Origin of the sequence: Paracoccus sp. PAMC 22219 (assembly GCF_000787695.1) — a bacterium.
Classification (GTDB): Bacteria; Pseudomonadota; Alphaproteobacteria; order Rhodobacterales; family Rhodobacteraceae; genus Paracoccus.
The window spans coordinates 1-13727 of sequence record NZ_BBPH01000057.1 but is presented as its reverse complement, the minus strand read 5'-3'; the positions used below and the strand labels follow the sequence as shown (position 1 = coordinate 13727).

General features: G+C 68.2%; 13 protein-coding genes and 2 pseudogenes. 5 read left to right on the top strand and 10 right to left on the bottom strand.

The genetic code is table 11. The features are described 5' to 3' along the window. The 3 genes from TY51_RS22545 to TY51_RS07230 form a co-directional block, all read left to right on the top strand. The coding region (locus TY51_RS22545) for a cytochrome c biogenesis protein (RefSeq protein WP_042247703.1) at nucleotides 1–514 on the top strand (514 nt) is incomplete at its 5' end. Then, the gene (gene ruvX, locus TY51_RS07235; RefSeq protein ID WP_042247701.1) at nucleotides 511–987 is read left to right on the top strand and encodes a Holliday junction resolvase RuvX; all 477 of its coding nucleotides are present in this window, start codon (nucleotides 511–513) and stop codon (nucleotides 985–987) included. The genes TY51_RS22545 and ruvX, both read left to right, overlap by 4 nt. 120 nt (nucleotides 988–1107) lie before the next feature. After that, nucleotides 1108–1293, top strand: a complete 186-nt coding sequence (locus tag TY51_RS07230) for a DUF1289 domain-containing protein (RefSeq protein WP_042247699.1) — start codon at nucleotides 1108–1110, stop codon at nucleotides 1291–1293. On the opposite strand, the gene TY51_RS07225 is transcribed toward TY51_RS07230, so the two are convergent. Beyond that, nucleotides 1257–2201 (bottom strand): DnaJ C-terminal domain-containing protein, encoded by a 945-nt coding sequence (locus TY51_RS07225; RefSeq protein ID WP_042247697.1) that lies wholly within the window; start codon nucleotides 2199–2201, stop codon nucleotides 1257–1259. The two genes, TY51_RS07230 and TY51_RS07225, sit on opposite strands and share 37 nt — an antisense overlap. Before the next feature lie 57 nt (nucleotides 2202–2258). Continuing rightward, nucleotides 2259–3317 (bottom strand): aldo/keto reductase, encoded by a 1059-nt coding sequence (locus tag TY51_RS07220; RefSeq protein ID WP_042247695.1) that lies wholly within the window; start codon nucleotides 3315–3317, stop codon nucleotides 2259–2261. A gap of 444 nt (nucleotides 3318–3761) precedes the next feature. On the opposite strand from TY51_RS07220, the gene TY51_RS07215 reads away from it, so the two are divergent. Then, the gene (locus TY51_RS07215) at nucleotides 3762–4322 is read left to right on the top strand and encodes an autoinducer binding domain-containing protein (RefSeq protein ID WP_197054689.1); all 561 of its coding nucleotides are present in this window, start codon (nucleotides 3762–3764) and stop codon (nucleotides 4320–4322) included. Between the two features lie 2 nt (nucleotides 4323–4324). On the opposite strand, the gene TY51_RS07210 is transcribed toward TY51_RS07215, so the two are convergent. From TY51_RS07210 to ltnD, 8 genes and pseudogenes are all read right to left on the bottom strand, one after another. Then, nucleotides 4325–5821, bottom strand: a complete 1497-nt coding sequence (locus TY51_RS07210) for a phospholipase D-like domain-containing protein (protein ID WP_042247707.1) — start codon at nucleotides 5819–5821, stop codon at nucleotides 4325–4327. Between the two features lie 131 nt (nucleotides 5822–5952). After that, nucleotides 5953–7350, bottom strand: a complete 1398-nt coding sequence (locus TY51_RS07205; protein ID WP_042247691.1) for a GntP family permease — start codon at nucleotides 7348–7350, stop codon at nucleotides 5953–5955. Nucleotides 7351–7399: 49 nt separating this feature from the next. After that, nucleotides 7400–8329, bottom strand: coding sequence for a D-erythronate dehydrogenase (gene denD, locus TY51_RS07200; protein ID WP_042247689.1), 930 nt, complete (start codon nucleotides 8327–8329; stop codon nucleotides 7400–7402). Further along, nucleotides 8326–9108, bottom strand: a complete 783-nt coding sequence (locus tag TY51_RS07195; RefSeq protein WP_042247687.1) for a DeoR/GlpR family DNA-binding transcription regulator — start codon at nucleotides 9106–9108, stop codon at nucleotides 8326–8328. The genes denD and TY51_RS07195 overlap by 4 nt, the downstream gene beginning before the upstream one ends. Further along, nucleotides 9105–9893: a 2-oxo-tetronate isomerase gene (otnI, locus tag TY51_RS07190; protein WP_042247684.1), complete on the bottom strand. Its 789-nt coding sequence runs from the start codon at nucleotides 9891–9893 to the stop codon at nucleotides 9105–9107. Before otnI ends, TY51_RS07195 begins: the two co-directional genes overlap by 4 nt. 1 nt (nucleotide 9894) lies before the next feature. After that, on the bottom strand, nucleotides 9895–10521 hold the full coding sequence (locus TY51_RS07185; protein WP_042247681.1) for an aldolase: 627 nt from the start codon (nucleotides 10519–10521) through the stop codon (nucleotides 9895–9897). After that, nucleotides 10518–11765, bottom strand: a complete 1248-nt coding sequence (gene otnK / locus TY51_RS07180; RefSeq protein ID WP_042247678.1) for a 3-oxo-tetronate kinase — start codon at nucleotides 11763–11765, stop codon at nucleotides 10518–10520. Before otnK ends, TY51_RS07185 begins: the two co-directional genes overlap by 4 nt. Next, nucleotides 11762–12669: pseudogene (gene ltnD, locus TY51_RS07175) on the bottom strand (L-threonate dehydrogenase). Before ltnD ends, otnK begins: the two are co-directional and overlap by 4 nt. A gap of 227 nt (nucleotides 12670–12896) precedes the next feature. On the opposite strand from ltnD, the pseudogene TY51_RS07170 reads away from it, so the two are divergent. After that, a pseudogene (locus TY51_RS07170) lies at nucleotides 12897–13727 on the top strand (alcohol dehydrogenase catalytic domain-containing protein); the annotation flags it as partial.

Genomic DNA, 13727 nt, shown 5'->3' with positions numbered 1-13727 from the left:
CCTGCAGCGCGCGCTGACCCTGGACCCCACGCAGCCGCAGGCCCGCTATCTGCAGGGCGTGCTGCTGATCCAGAACGGCCGCCCCGACCGGGCCTTTCCGCTGTGGCGCGCCCTGCTGGACGAGGGCCCCGAGGGCGCGCCCTGGATCGCCCCGATCCGTGCCGCGATCGAGGATCTGGCCTGGCTGGCCGGCGACGACGAATACCGCGCGCCCGCGGCGCCTGCCGCCGATCTGCCCGGCCCCGATGCCGACGCCCTGTCCGCGGCCCAGAATCTGCCCCCCGAGAAACGCGCCCAGATGGTCCAGGGCATGGTCGACCGCCTGCAGGACCGCCTTGCCACCCAAGGCGGGTCCCCCGAGGAATGGGCGCGCCTGATCGCGGCCCTGGCGGTGCTGGACCGGCGCGACCAGGCGGTCGCGATCCTGGCCGAGGCCCGCCAGCGTTTCGGCAGCACCCCCGACGCCCTGGTCCCGATCGAACAAGCCGCCACCGATGCGGGGCTGGACGAATGATCCACGAGGACATGACCGATTTCGCCGCAAGCCTGCCGCGCTTTGGCGCGCTGGCCGGGCTGGACCTGGGGACCAAGACCATCGGCGTCGCCGTCAGCGACGGCATGCGGGGCGTGGCATCGCCCATCACCGTGATCCGCCGGACCAAGTTCACCCAGGACGCGCAGGCGCTGCTGGCGCTGATCGCGGATCGCGGGCTGGCCGGGCTGATCCTGGGCCTGCCCCGCAACATGGACGGCTCCGAAGGGCCGCGCGCCCAGGCCACCCGCGCCTTTGCCCGCAACATGACGCGGCTGACCGACCTGCCCATCTCCTATTGGGACGAACGCCTGTCGACCGTGGCCGCCGAACGGGCCCTGCTGGAGGGCGACACCTCGCGCAAGCGCCGGGCCGAAGTCATCGACCAGGTCGCCGCGGGTTACATTCTGCAGGGCGTGCTGGACCGCCTGCGCCACATCGCCGCCCATGGATAGGCGCGCACCCGCCGCGCGCCAGCGCGGCGCAGGGCCAAGCGGCAGCGTCCGGGCCGTGCTCTGCACGGCCCGCCCCCCGCGACCCGCATCCGGGTCCGCGTATCAGGACGACAACCGCCGATGATCGAAAGCCCCTGCATCAAGCTCTGCCGCATCGACGCGGAGCGTAACCTGTGCCTCGGATGCCACCGCACCCTGGCCGAGATCGCCGCCTGGGGTCGCATGACACCCGACGCCCGCGCCCGCATCATGGCCGTGCTGCCTGCGCGTCAGGACGCCTCGGACATGCCCCGCCGCGGGTCATAGGCGTTCTCGCGCCGCCAGGTTTCAAAGAACTCGGCCAGCTTGGCGTCCACCTTGGGCGGCATGGCGATGCGCAGCTCGACATGCTGGTCGCCGCCGTTCACGCCCCGACCCCGCAGCCGCAGCCGCTGGCCTGACGTCGCTCCGCGCGGGATGGTCAGGTTGACCGGCCCGTCGATGGTCGGCGCCGCGACCTTGCCGCCCAGAACCGCCTCGTCCAGGCTGATCGGCAGCACCAGGTAGATGTCGTCGCCGTCCCGCGTGAACTGCGGATGGTCGGTCACACGAACCTCCAGATAGGCGTCGCCCGGCTCTCCGCGGCCCATGCCGGGTTCGCCCTTGCCGCGCAGGCGGATCACCTGGCCGTCGCGCACGCCCTTGGGAATCGCCACCTCCAGCGTGCCGCCCTGCGGCAGCGTGATGCGGTTGCGCCCGCCGCGGGCCGCGGTCAGGAAATCGACCTGCAGCGCCAGCCGCAGGTCCTGGCCGCGCATGTCCGCCGCGCGCCCGCCGCCGAACCCGCCAAAGCCACCGAAACCGCCAAAGCCACCGCCGCCGCGGGGTGCCGCGCGCTGGCCGAACAGGTCGGCGAACACGTCCGACAGGTCCGGGTCGCCGCCATGGCCGGGCGCTTCGCCGAACGGATTGCCGCCCGCCCCCGGACGACCCTGCCAGCGGGGCGCCTGGTCCTGACCCTGGGCGTTGATCTCGCCTGCATCAAAGCGGCGGCGCTGGTCGGCGTCCTTGAGCAGGTCATAGGCCGCCGACGCCGCCGCGAACCGCTTTGCGGCGGCCGGATCCGGGTTCAGGTCCGGGTGATCGGTCTTCGCGATGCGCCGATAGGCCTTCTTGATCTCATCGGCACTGGCGCTTCGCGACACGCCGAGTGCTCCATAGGGATCGCCTGCCATGCCTGGTCCTTCGTGTTCATCTGTCTTGTCAGTAAGATAGAGACGGTCCGGTTCACATCAATAGGGCAGCGGGTGGGCGCGGTGCAGACGCTCGATCCCGCGGCGCAGATCGTCGGGCAGATCGCGGCCCAGACCGGCGATCAGATGGCGCAGCTGATCCATCGTCGTGGCCCCGATGATCGGCACCACCTTGAAGGGCCGCGTCAGCTGCCACGCGATGACCATGTGCACCACGTCCCAGCCATGCTCGGCCGCCAGGCGGCCATAGGCCTCGGCCGCGGCCAGCCCGCGTTCCGTCTTGCGGCCGCCCAGGTTGCCCTGCCCGCCGGTGGCCTTGTCCACCGCCGCGCGGCTGCCCTCGGGCATCGCGCCGGATGCATATTTCCCGGTCAGCAGGCCTGCCGCCAGCGGCGAATAGGACAGCAGCGTGACATCCTCGTTCACCGCGACCTCGGCCAGGTCGGTGTCGTACAGGCGGTACAGCGGCGAATACTCGTTCTGGATTGCGGCCATGCGCGGTCCGCCGATCTCGTCGGCCACGTCGCACCAGCGGGCCAGGCCCCAGGCAGATTCGTTGGACAGGCCCACCGCCCGGATCTTGCCTGCCGTCACCGCCTCCGACAGCGCGCCCAGCACGTCGCGCATATGCGCCAGCGTCTGCGCCTTGTCCTGGCCCGACGGATCGAAACCCCAGTTCTGGCGGAATCCGTACGACCCGCGCACCGGCCAGTGCAACTGGTACAGGTCGATCCGGTCCGTCTGCAACCGGCGCAGCGAGGTGTCGACGCAGGCCGTGACCGTCGCCCCGTCAAAGGGCGCGCCGTCGCGGACCATCTGGCTGGGCCCGGTGATCTTGGTCGCGATCTCGACCCGGTCGCGGTTGCCGGTGCGCGCCAGCCAGCGGCCGATTACCTCTTCGGACAGGCCGATCGTCTCGCGGCGGACGGGGTTGACCGGATACATCTCGGCGCAGTCCATGAAGGTCATCGCGACCTCCAGGGCCGCATCCATCTGCGCATGGGCGTCCGCCTCGGCGGTCTGGTTGCCGAATGTCATCGTCCCCAGGCAGATCCGGCTGACCTCGACCGCGCTGCCGCCCAGTTTCATACGTTCCATCGGACCACTTCCCTGATTGCGATTTCGGGCGCAGGCTAGCGATCCGTCCGCCGGACGCAAGCCCGCGTCAGGCATGAAAAAAAGGACACCCCCGAAGGGGCGTCCTGACACAACTGAAATAGGGCAACACGCACGCTAACCGTCCCGACAGGCACGACATGCGCAAGACACCCCATAAGGGCTATGACGTGGTCGGAATATAGCCCCGTAAGGCTATGTTGCCCCGATGCAACGGCGGTATGGAAAGCCCCCCCTTGCTGCGACGCGCGGCCCGGCTTAAATGGGCAAACAATTCTGTTCACCCGTCATTCGTCGTGTCGTTTTTCCAGGTATCTCAGGATGTCAGTGAACGCCCTTGCCCAGATCGATGATGCCTTGTCGGTGCTTGCCCCCCGCGGATTCACCCTAGGGTTGCATATCCGGTATTCGCGCCCTGTCAGGCGCGTGTCAACCTATCCTTCACAGTGGATCCAGACTTATACGCGCGGCAATCTGGGCGTCGGCGATCCGATGGTGATGTGGTGCGTCATGAATCAGGGCCAGATCCGGTGGAGCGAGCTGACCCGCATCCTGCCCGATCCGCTGAACGTGATGGGCCAGGCACGCGATCACGGCCTGATCTATGGCGCGGCGCTGTCTTGGGGTCCGGCGGAATCGCGGTCCTATATCGGCGCCGCGCGCAACGACCGAGAGTTTACGGACGCCGAGATCGCCAGCATGGCCGACCTGCTGCGGCGCGGGCACGAGATGGTCGACCGCACCGCATCGCTGCGCCCGATCCTGGTCGACGCGCTGGAAGCGATCGCCTGCGGCATGACCTATGACCAGGCGTGCCAGGCGCTTGGCATCTCGCGCACCGCGCTGCGCTATCGATTGCGGATGGCGCGCACCGCCCTGGGGGTCGAGGACAACCCCCATGCGATCCGCAAGGCCATCGATGCGGGCCTGCTGAACGGGATCAGCGTGTCCGGGCTCAGCAAAGGGCTGCCCACCGGGCCCGATTAGGACTAGCCCGCCTTGCGCCGGCGCCATTTCAGGCGATTGGGCCAATGCCAGTGGCGGATCAGTCCCTTGCGCTTGCCCAGGGGCTCAAAGATATTGTCGGGTCCCTCGGGGTCCAGGATCTCGTTGTCGGCAAGCCACGCCTGGAAATCTGTCAGTTCCGGGATCTCATAGGGGATCAGGGTGCGCCCCTGTCCCTGCGGCCCGCGGCTGGCCTCGATCATCGCGATCACGCTGCCATGGTCCTTGATACCCTGAGTGACCTGGTCCGGCGTCATCGCCAAGTGCTCGGCCAACAGATCGTCGCGCAGTCCGGTTATGGTCTCGCGCGTCGCCTCAGCGCCGGGGCGTTCGGCGGCCAGCATCACGTCGCATTCCGTGTCCAGCCGCATCGAGCGGTTGTTGAAGTTCGACGACCCGACCCGCAGATAGGTGTCGTCGATGACGGTCACCTTGGCGTGGACATAGATTTCCGCCCCCGCATCGGTCACCGGGTGATAGATGCGCAGCCGGTCGCGATGGTCCAGCTTGCGCAGCGCCTCGACCAGCTGGGCGCGGGCGGTGTCCATCGCCATCGGCTCCAGCCAGCCCTGGGCGCTGACCGGGTTGATGATGATGATCTCGGGGGGCTCGTCCTCGGTCAGGCGCTTGGCGATGGCCTGGGCGATGCGGCGGGACGCGAAATACTGGCTTTCGGCATAGATGACCTTTTTCGCCCGGGCGATCAGGTCCAGATACATCTGCTCGACCTCATAGACGGGCTGGGTATCGGGAATTTCCGGCCGGGTCCGCGCGATGGCCAGGGCCACGTCGCGGAACGTCGGTTTCAGCGCATCAGGCCAGCAGCCCGACGAATCGCTGACCGGGGACAGCTCCTCTCCGCAGGCAATGCGCCAGCGGTCGCGGGCCAGATCGCCCATCGCCCGCGCGGCCGGTCCGTCAAAGGCGCTGGTCGCGTCGTGCCACGGCTTCATCGGCTTGCCGCTGGCGCTGGTGCGCCGGGGGTCGTCATCCTTGTGTTCGCGGGTGTCCCACCGGCCCTCGGTCATGTCGATGCCGCCGCAGAACGCCAGGCAGTCGTCGATCACGACGATCTTGTGGTGGTGCGAACTGGCCAGGGGGTGCTTGCCATCCAGGCGCAGCGTGATGCGCGGATGCATCTTCCAGCGCAGGATCGTCAGCAGCGTGCTGCCCCGGAACATCGCCTTCAGCGCGCCGGTATCCCACCGCAGCAGCCGCACGTGCAGCGTCGGACGCCTGCGCGCCAGCCACATCACGAAATCGCCCAAGGCCGGAGGACCACCGTCAGACGCATCGCCCAGATGGATGCGGGCGTCGAAGTCCCACCCGATCATCAGGATCGAATGGCGCGCCTGCAGCATGGCCTGGCGCACGGCGCGGAAATATTCGTCGGCATCGGCGATGAAGGTGAACCGCCCCGATTGTTCGACCCGCCAGCAGTTCCATCCCGGACGGGCCAGCCGATCACTCGAAGCATCCATGTTGTCCCGCCGTCCCTTTTGCTGCTGCCCCGCCATGCGGCGCGACAGCGCAACACGAAGGGCGACCTTCGGTTCCATTAAGGAAATGTTTGCCGCGCGATCAAGGGGGCCGCGCGGCAATGGTCCGTGACTTATCCGAACAGAGCGTTACAGATCAGCAGCATGGCCAGCGACGACCCCCAGGCCAGCGTGGTCGGAACCGACCACAGCAGCATCTGGTGCTTCGCCTGCTTCACGCCCAGCATCCGGTTGATGACCCAGAAATAGCTGTCGTTGAAATAGCCGAAGACCATCGACCCGATGGCCGCGGCCTGGGCTGCAAAGACCATGTTGACGTCCGGCATGTTCATCAGGATCGGCGCCGAGATCGACGCGCCCGTGATCATCGCGACCGTGCCCGACCCCTGGATCAGCCGCACCAGCGAACTGATGACAAAGGGGATCAGCACGGCCGGGATGGCAAGCCCCGCCACCGCCTGGCCGATCACGTCGCCCGCACCCGAATCGCGCAGGACCGAACCCAAGGCACCGCCCGCACCGGTCACCAGCAGGATGATGCCCGCGCTTTCGACGCCCTGCTCCATGTATCCCAGCACCTCGTCACGCGGACGGCCGGGCAGCAGGGTATAGATCGCGACCAGCAGGCCCATTGCCACGGCGATGACCGGGTTGCCAAAGAACGACATCGCCTGCACCGGCAGGCTGGTCGCCAGGTCAGGGTTGTCGGATGCGCCCACCAGCGTGGTGGCGATGGTGTTCAGGAAGATCAGCACGATCGGCAGCAGCAGCGGCAGCACCGACAGACCCAGGGACGGCAGGACCTTCTGGCGGTCGTCCACGGCCTCCTCGAACTGGCGATAGGTGGCGGACAGGTCCTCTCCGGTATCGGTCTGGATCATCCGTTCGATGCGGGGGCCCATGGCGCGGGCGTAAAAGACGATGACCGCCATGCCGGGGATCGTGAAGACGATGCCCCAGAGGATCATCAGGCCCAGATCGACGTCAAAGATGCCCGCGACACCCAGGGGGCCGGGGGTCGGCGGCACCGCGTGATGCGTCAGCATCAGCCCGCCCGCCAGCGCGATGCCAAGCGTCAGCACCGACTTGCCCGACGACCGCGCCAGCGCCTTGACCAGCGGCGACAGGATCACGAAGGCGCTGTCGCAAAAGATCGGGATCGACACGATATAGCCCGTTAGGACCATCGCCCAGTCTTCGCGTTTCTTGCCCACCCACCGGATCAGCGAATAGGCCATCTGCTCGGCCGCGCCCGACACCTCCAGGATGCGGCCCATCATGACGCCGAAACCGATGACCAGGCCGATGGTGGACAGCGTGCGGCCAAAACCGGTGGTGATCGAGGTGATCACGTCGGCGGGCATCATGCCGCCGATCAGGCCGGACACCGATGCCGCGATGATCAACGCGATGATCGCGTGGACCTTGGTCTTCACGACCAGGAAGATCAGCAGGAAGATGGCAAAGCCAAGTCCTGCGATCAGCTGGAACTCCATTCCGGGTTCAGCCATGGGTTACTCCTCCACTGCGCCCGGCTTGGGCGCCTCCAGTTGAAAACGCTCAGCGATCGGCAAGGAACTGGCGCAGGATCGCGTCGAAATCGGTATCTGCGCCAAAGCCCAGGGTCTGCGCGCGGGTCACGTCGAACGCACCGGGCCAGCTGCAGACGATGTCGATGATCCGCTGCTCGCGGGTCAGGGCGACGCGGGCGCGGGCGTCCGCACCCACCAGCCGCTCCAGACTGTCCAGCATTTCGGCGGGGGTCGTGGTTATGCCGGGCATGTCCATGACGCGGTTGATCCCCAGATCGGCGGCCGGAATGCGGCCCGCGCGGACCAGGTTCTCGACCGCCACGCCGGGCGAACTGATCCACAGGCGCGTGTCCAGCGGCACCGGGCATTCCGACGCCTGCCCCGCCACCGGTTCGCGGATGATCCCCGACACGAAGCTGGAGGCCGCGGAATTGGGCGCGCCGGGGCGCACGCAGATCGTGGGCAGGCGCACGGTCAGCCCGTCGACGAACCCCTTGCGGCTGTATTCGCTGACCAGCAGCTCGCCGATGGCCTTGCCGCAGCCATAGGAGGACTGCGGCATCAGGGCCATGGTCGGCGGCACGATCTGCGGCATCGCGCCGCCGAACACCGCCAGCGAGCTGGTGAAGACGAAACGCGGCGCGCGGTCCAACTTGCGGCAGGCTTCCAGCAGCAGGCGGGTGGCGTCCACGTTGATGTGCAGTCCGGTGTCGAAATCCTCCTCGGACTGGCCCGACAGCACGGCGGCCAGGTGATAGACCGTGTCGGCCCCCCCCGACAGCGCGCGGGCCACGGCGTCCGGGTCGTCGATGGAGCCGACCAGGCTCTCCACCCGCGCGTCATCCACCGGGCAGGCCACGCGGTCCAGCGACACGATGCGGTCCGCGCCGTCTTCCAGCAGGGCCGCGATCAGGCGCGCGCCCAGAAAACCGGCGCCGCCGGTCACAACGATGGTCATAGGCTCTCTCCCTTCAGGTCGGGGGCCAGGATCACCTGCACCCCCATCTCGCGCAGGGCGTCCGCCGCGCCTGCGTCGATGCCCGCATCGGTCACGACCGTGTCGAAGACCGAGACGGGCAGGATGTTCATCGCCGCCACCGCGCCGTATTTCGTCGAATCCGACACCAGCACGGCGCGCCGCGCGCGATCGACCGCGACGCGCTTGACCGGGCCCTTGGCCTCGGAGGGCGAACTCAGCCCCGCCACCGTCCAGGACGAGGTCGAGATGAAGGCGATGTCATAGTTGAATCGCGCCAGCGCTTCGGAGGCGGCACCGCCCACGCAGGACTGGTTCGCGCGTTCGACCAGCCCGCCGCTGTGATACAGCGTGCAGTCCGAATGCGTGGACAGCCAGGCGCAGATGACGAAGTCGTTCGTGACCACCGTCAGCCCGCGCCGCCCGGCGATCTGGCGCGCCAGCTCCAGCAGGGTGGTGCCCGCGTCCAGATAGATCACCATGCCGTCGCGGACCAGATCGGCCGCCGCCTGCCCCACCGCGCGCTTGGCATCGGTGTTGATCGCGGCCTTCTGCAGATGCGGCAGCTCCTGCGCCAGGCGGCGCGACAGGCGCACGCCGCCGGTGACGGAGGAGACACGACCCGCATCCTCCAGCACCTGGATGTCGCGGCGCACGGTCATGTGGGACACGCCCAGGCGGTCCACCAGGTCGGCGATGCTGACGATGTCGCGTTCGCCCAGCCAGGACAGGATGAACTGCTGGCGTTCGGCGGGAATCATGACACCGCGCGCAGGTAGGGCGCGGCCCAGCCCAGACCGTCCTCGGTCCGGCCGCGCGGGTTGTATTCGCAGCCCAAGGGCCCGTCGAACCCGGTCCGCTCGAACGCCGCGAAGATCTCGGCATAGTTCAGCTCGCCCGTATCGGGTTCGTGGCGGTCGGGGACGCCCGCGATCTGGACATGGCCATAGGCGCCTTTCAGACGCTCGATCCGGCGGATGATGTCGCCGTCCATGATCTGCGTGTGATAGACGTCGAATTGCAGCAGCACGTTGCGACGATCAAGGCGTTCGATCAGGGCCAGCGTCGGGTCCTGATGCGCGATGAAATAGCCCGGCACATCGCGGCTGTTCAGCGGCTCGATGCTGATGAACAGGTTGGCGGCGGCGGCCATGTCGGCGGCCTCGCGCAGGTTTTCGGTCCAGACCGCCTCGCAGGCGGCGCGGTCGGGTTCACCGGCGGTGATGCCGGACATCACGTGGATGCGCGGACAGCCCAGGCCCGTGGCATAGGTGATCGCCTGTTCCACGCTGGCGCGGAATTCGGCGCGCTTGGACGGACGCGCGGCAAAGCCCCGTTCGCCCCCCGCCCAATCGCCCGCGGGCGCATTGATCAGCGACAGGCGTAACCCGTTGCGGTCCAGCCGGGTCTTCACCACGTCGATGGGGTGATCATAGGGGAACAGGAATTCGACCGTGTCGAAACCCGCAGCCCCCGCCCGGTCGAACCGGTCCAGAAAGGGCGCGTCGGTGAACAGCATCGAAAGGTTCGCGGCAATGCGGGTCATGTCAGTATCCTCCGCCCAGTTCGGCGATCTCGGCCTCGGTCAGGTAATGCAGCTTTTCGCCGCGCAGGATGAACTGCAGCTTGGCGGTCTCCTCCAGCTCTTCGGCGTTGTTCACGGCATCGTCGATGTCGCGACCCAGCACGACGACCCCGTGCGACGCCAGCAGAAACGCCTGCGCGGTGCTGCCCTGCGCGGCTGCGGCCAGGTCCAGCCCGATCTGCGGCGATCCGGGGCGGGAATAGGGGATGACCGGCATGTGCCCGATGCGCATGACGTAATAGGGGGTGAAGGGCCGGATCGCATTGTCGCGCGGCAGCCCCTCCAGGCAGGACAGCGCGGTCAGATAGGTCGAATGCAGATGCACGATGGCGCCCGCCTGCGGCCGCACATCATAGAGCGCGCGGTGGAACGCGAATTCCTTGGAAGGCTTTGGCCCCGGCAGCGGTTCGCCATCCGCGCCGATCACCGACAGCGCATCGGCCGACAGGCGGCCCAGACTGCTGCCCGTGGGGGTGACGATAAAGCCGCCATCGGGGTTCCGGACCGACACGTTGCCCGCCCCGCCCACGGAATAGCCACGCTCGAACAGGCTGCGGCACAGCAGGACCATGCGGTCGGCGGCGCTCATGCGGGGACCTCCTGCGCGTCGGTGAAGAAGGTCTCAGCCCCGAAATTGCCGGATTTCAGCGCCAGCGACAGCGGCTTGTCCAGCGCGCGGACCCAAGGCACGCCGGGCGCGATCTGCGGCCCGATGGCAAAGCCCGTGACCTTCAGCGCCTGCGTGACGGACCCCGAGGTCTCTCCTCCCGCGACGATGAAGCGGGTGATGCCGCCTTCGGCCAGACGCGCGGCGGCGGCGGCGAAGGTCCGCTCGACCGCCTCGGAGGCGGCGGCGCCGTAGGTGCCTTGGATCTCGCGCAGGCGCGCCGGATCGGCGGTCGCGGTGATCATCGGTGCGCGGCCCTGCGGCTGCGCCAGCACCCAGTCGGCCAACTCGACGCCATAGGCATCAGCATCCGCCAGGCAGCGGTTCACATCCACGTCCAGCGTGGGCGCCAGCGTGCGATAGGCCGCGACCTGGCGGTTGGTCATCACCGAGCACGAGCCCGAGATCACCACCCCCGGCCCCGCCAGCGGCGCGCCCGCATCCTGCGCCTGCGCATCGGCCCCGCCCGACGCCGCGCGCGCGATGCCATAGCCCAGACCCGACCCGCCGGTGACCAGCGCCATGTCCGCCACGGCCTGCCCGAGGGTCGCCAGATGCACGTCGCTGATCGCGTCCAGCACGACATAGCGCACACCATCCGCCCGCAGTGCCGCGATACGGTCACGCACGGCCTGCGGCCCCTGATCGACCGTTGCCGCATCGACCAGCCCGCAGCGGCCTTGCGCCTGACCCTCCATCAGCCGGATCAGGCTGCTGTCGCGCATCGGCGTAATCGGGTGATCGCGCATCCCTGAATCCTGCAGCAGGTCCTGTCCCACGAACAGATGGCCCAGATAGACCGACCGCCCGTTCACCGGCAGCGCCGGGCAGATGACCGTGATGTCGGTCCCCATCGCCGCCATCAGCGCATCGGCCACCGGGCCGATATTGCCGTCAGCGGTCGAATCGAAGGTCGAACAGTATTTCTGATAGATCTGCGCGGAGCCCCGCGCGCGCAGCCAGTCCAGCGCGGCCAGGCTGTCGGCCACAGCCTCCGCAGCCGGGTTCGACCGGCTTTTGAGCGAGATCACCACCGCATCGGCATCCACCTGCGCATCCGCACCCGGCACGCCGATCATCTGCGTGGTGGTCAGGCCCCCCGCGACCAGGAACCCGGCGATGTCGGTCGCGCCGGTGAAATCATCCGCGATGACGCCGATCTTCATGCCTTGCCCGCCGGCAGGGTGATGCCCGAAAAGGTCTTGATCACCGCGCTGTCATCCTCGCGCCCGTGACCCATGTTGGAGGCCTGCTGGAACATCGCGAAGGCGGTCGAGGCCAAGGGCAGCGGGAACCCCAGGGCCCGCCCGGTTTCGGTGACCAGGCCCAGATCCTTGACGAAGATGTCCACGGCGGAGGTCGGGGTATAGTCGCCGTCGACCACATGCTTCATCCGGTTCTCGAACATCCAGGAATTGCCGGCGGCGTTGGTGACGACGTCGTACATCGTGTCCAGCGGGATGCCCGCGCGGGCGGCCAGGGCCATCGCCTCGGCGCCCACCGCGATATGCACGCCCGCCAGCAGCTGGTGGATGACCTTGACCGTTGCGCCCTGGCCGATCTCGGACCCGATGCGATAGGTTTTGGCGGCCACCGCCTCCAGCACCGGGGCCAGCGCGTCGAAGGCCGCGTCCGGACCCGAGGCCATGACCGTCATCGCCCCCTGCGCAGCCTTGGCGGCCCCGCCCGACACCGGCGCGTCCAGCATCAGCACGCCGCGCGCGGCCAGATCGGCGCCCAAGGCGCGCGCGTCATCAGTCGATTGGGTGCAGCTGACCATGATCGCGCCGCCGGGCGCGATGCGGTCGGCCACGCCCCCCTGCCCCAGGATCACCTGGCGCGCCTGTGCGCCGTTCACGACCAGCACGATCACCGCGTCGAATTCGCCGGTCAGCCCCGCGATGCCGTCCGCCACGCCCTCGGCCCCTGGGCCGCAAAGGCGTCGCGGCGTCCCGCGTCCAGGTCGATGCCGCTGGTGGCCAGCCCGGCGCGCAGGCAGGACAGCGCCGCCCCCATGCCCATGGACCCAAGGCCTACGACGCAAACTCTATAGCCGGACGGGACGGACATCTGTGCTTCTCCCTGATCAGATTGGGCCGCACTCAGTCACAATCGCGCGCGCATTGCAACAATTTATCTCATTAAGTCACGTTTTTTAACATTCGCGCCCATCGTTGCGGTGATAGTATTTTTCCATCTCCGCAGATTTCCCGCCCCGGCAGCAACCGAACGGATTTACACCGCCGCGCGACAGGCGTTCTGTCGGCTCCGGATCGCAACATCGGAGGGGACGGGACATGGCGACATCACTGGTACTGGAACGCAAGGGTCAGCTGGCGCTGCGCGACATCGCGCTGGATCAGGACCTGTCGCCCACCGATGTGCGCATCGCGGTCCACACCGTCGGCATCTGCGGGTCCGACGTGCATTATTACACCCACGGCAAGATCGGCCCCTTTGTGGTCGAACAGCCGATGGTGCTGGGACATGAGGCATCGGGCACCGTGGTCGAGGTCGGCGCCCAGGTCACCCATCTGAAGCCCGGCGACCGGGTCTGCATGGAGCCGGGCATCCCGGACCCGACATCGCGCGCGGCCAAGCTGGGCATCTACAACGTCGATCCGGCGGTGCGGTTCTGGGCCACGCCGCCGGTGCATGGCTGCCTGACGGCGCAGGTCGTGCATCCGGCGGCCTATACCTATCGGCTGCCCGACCAGGTGTCGTTCGCGCAGGGCGCGATGGTCGAGCCCTTTGCCATCGGCATGCAGGCCGCCCTGCGCGCGCGCATCCAGCCGGGCGACATCGGCCTGGTCACGGGTGCCGGGCCCATCGGCATGATGACCGCGCTGGCCGCGCTGGCCGGGGGCTGCGCCAAGGTTCTGATCGCCGACCTGGCCCAGCCCAAGCTGGACATCATCGGCGCCTATCCGGGCATCGAGACGGTCAACATCCGTACCACCCCCGCGGCGCAGGCGATCGCGGCGGCCACGGGCGGATGGGGCGCGGACGTGGTCTTCGAATGTTCGGGCGCGGCCCCCGCGATCCTGGGCCTGCCGGCGCTGGCGCGTCCGGGCGGCACGGTGGTGCTGGTCGCATGCCGGTCGATCCGGTGCCCGTCGACATCGTCG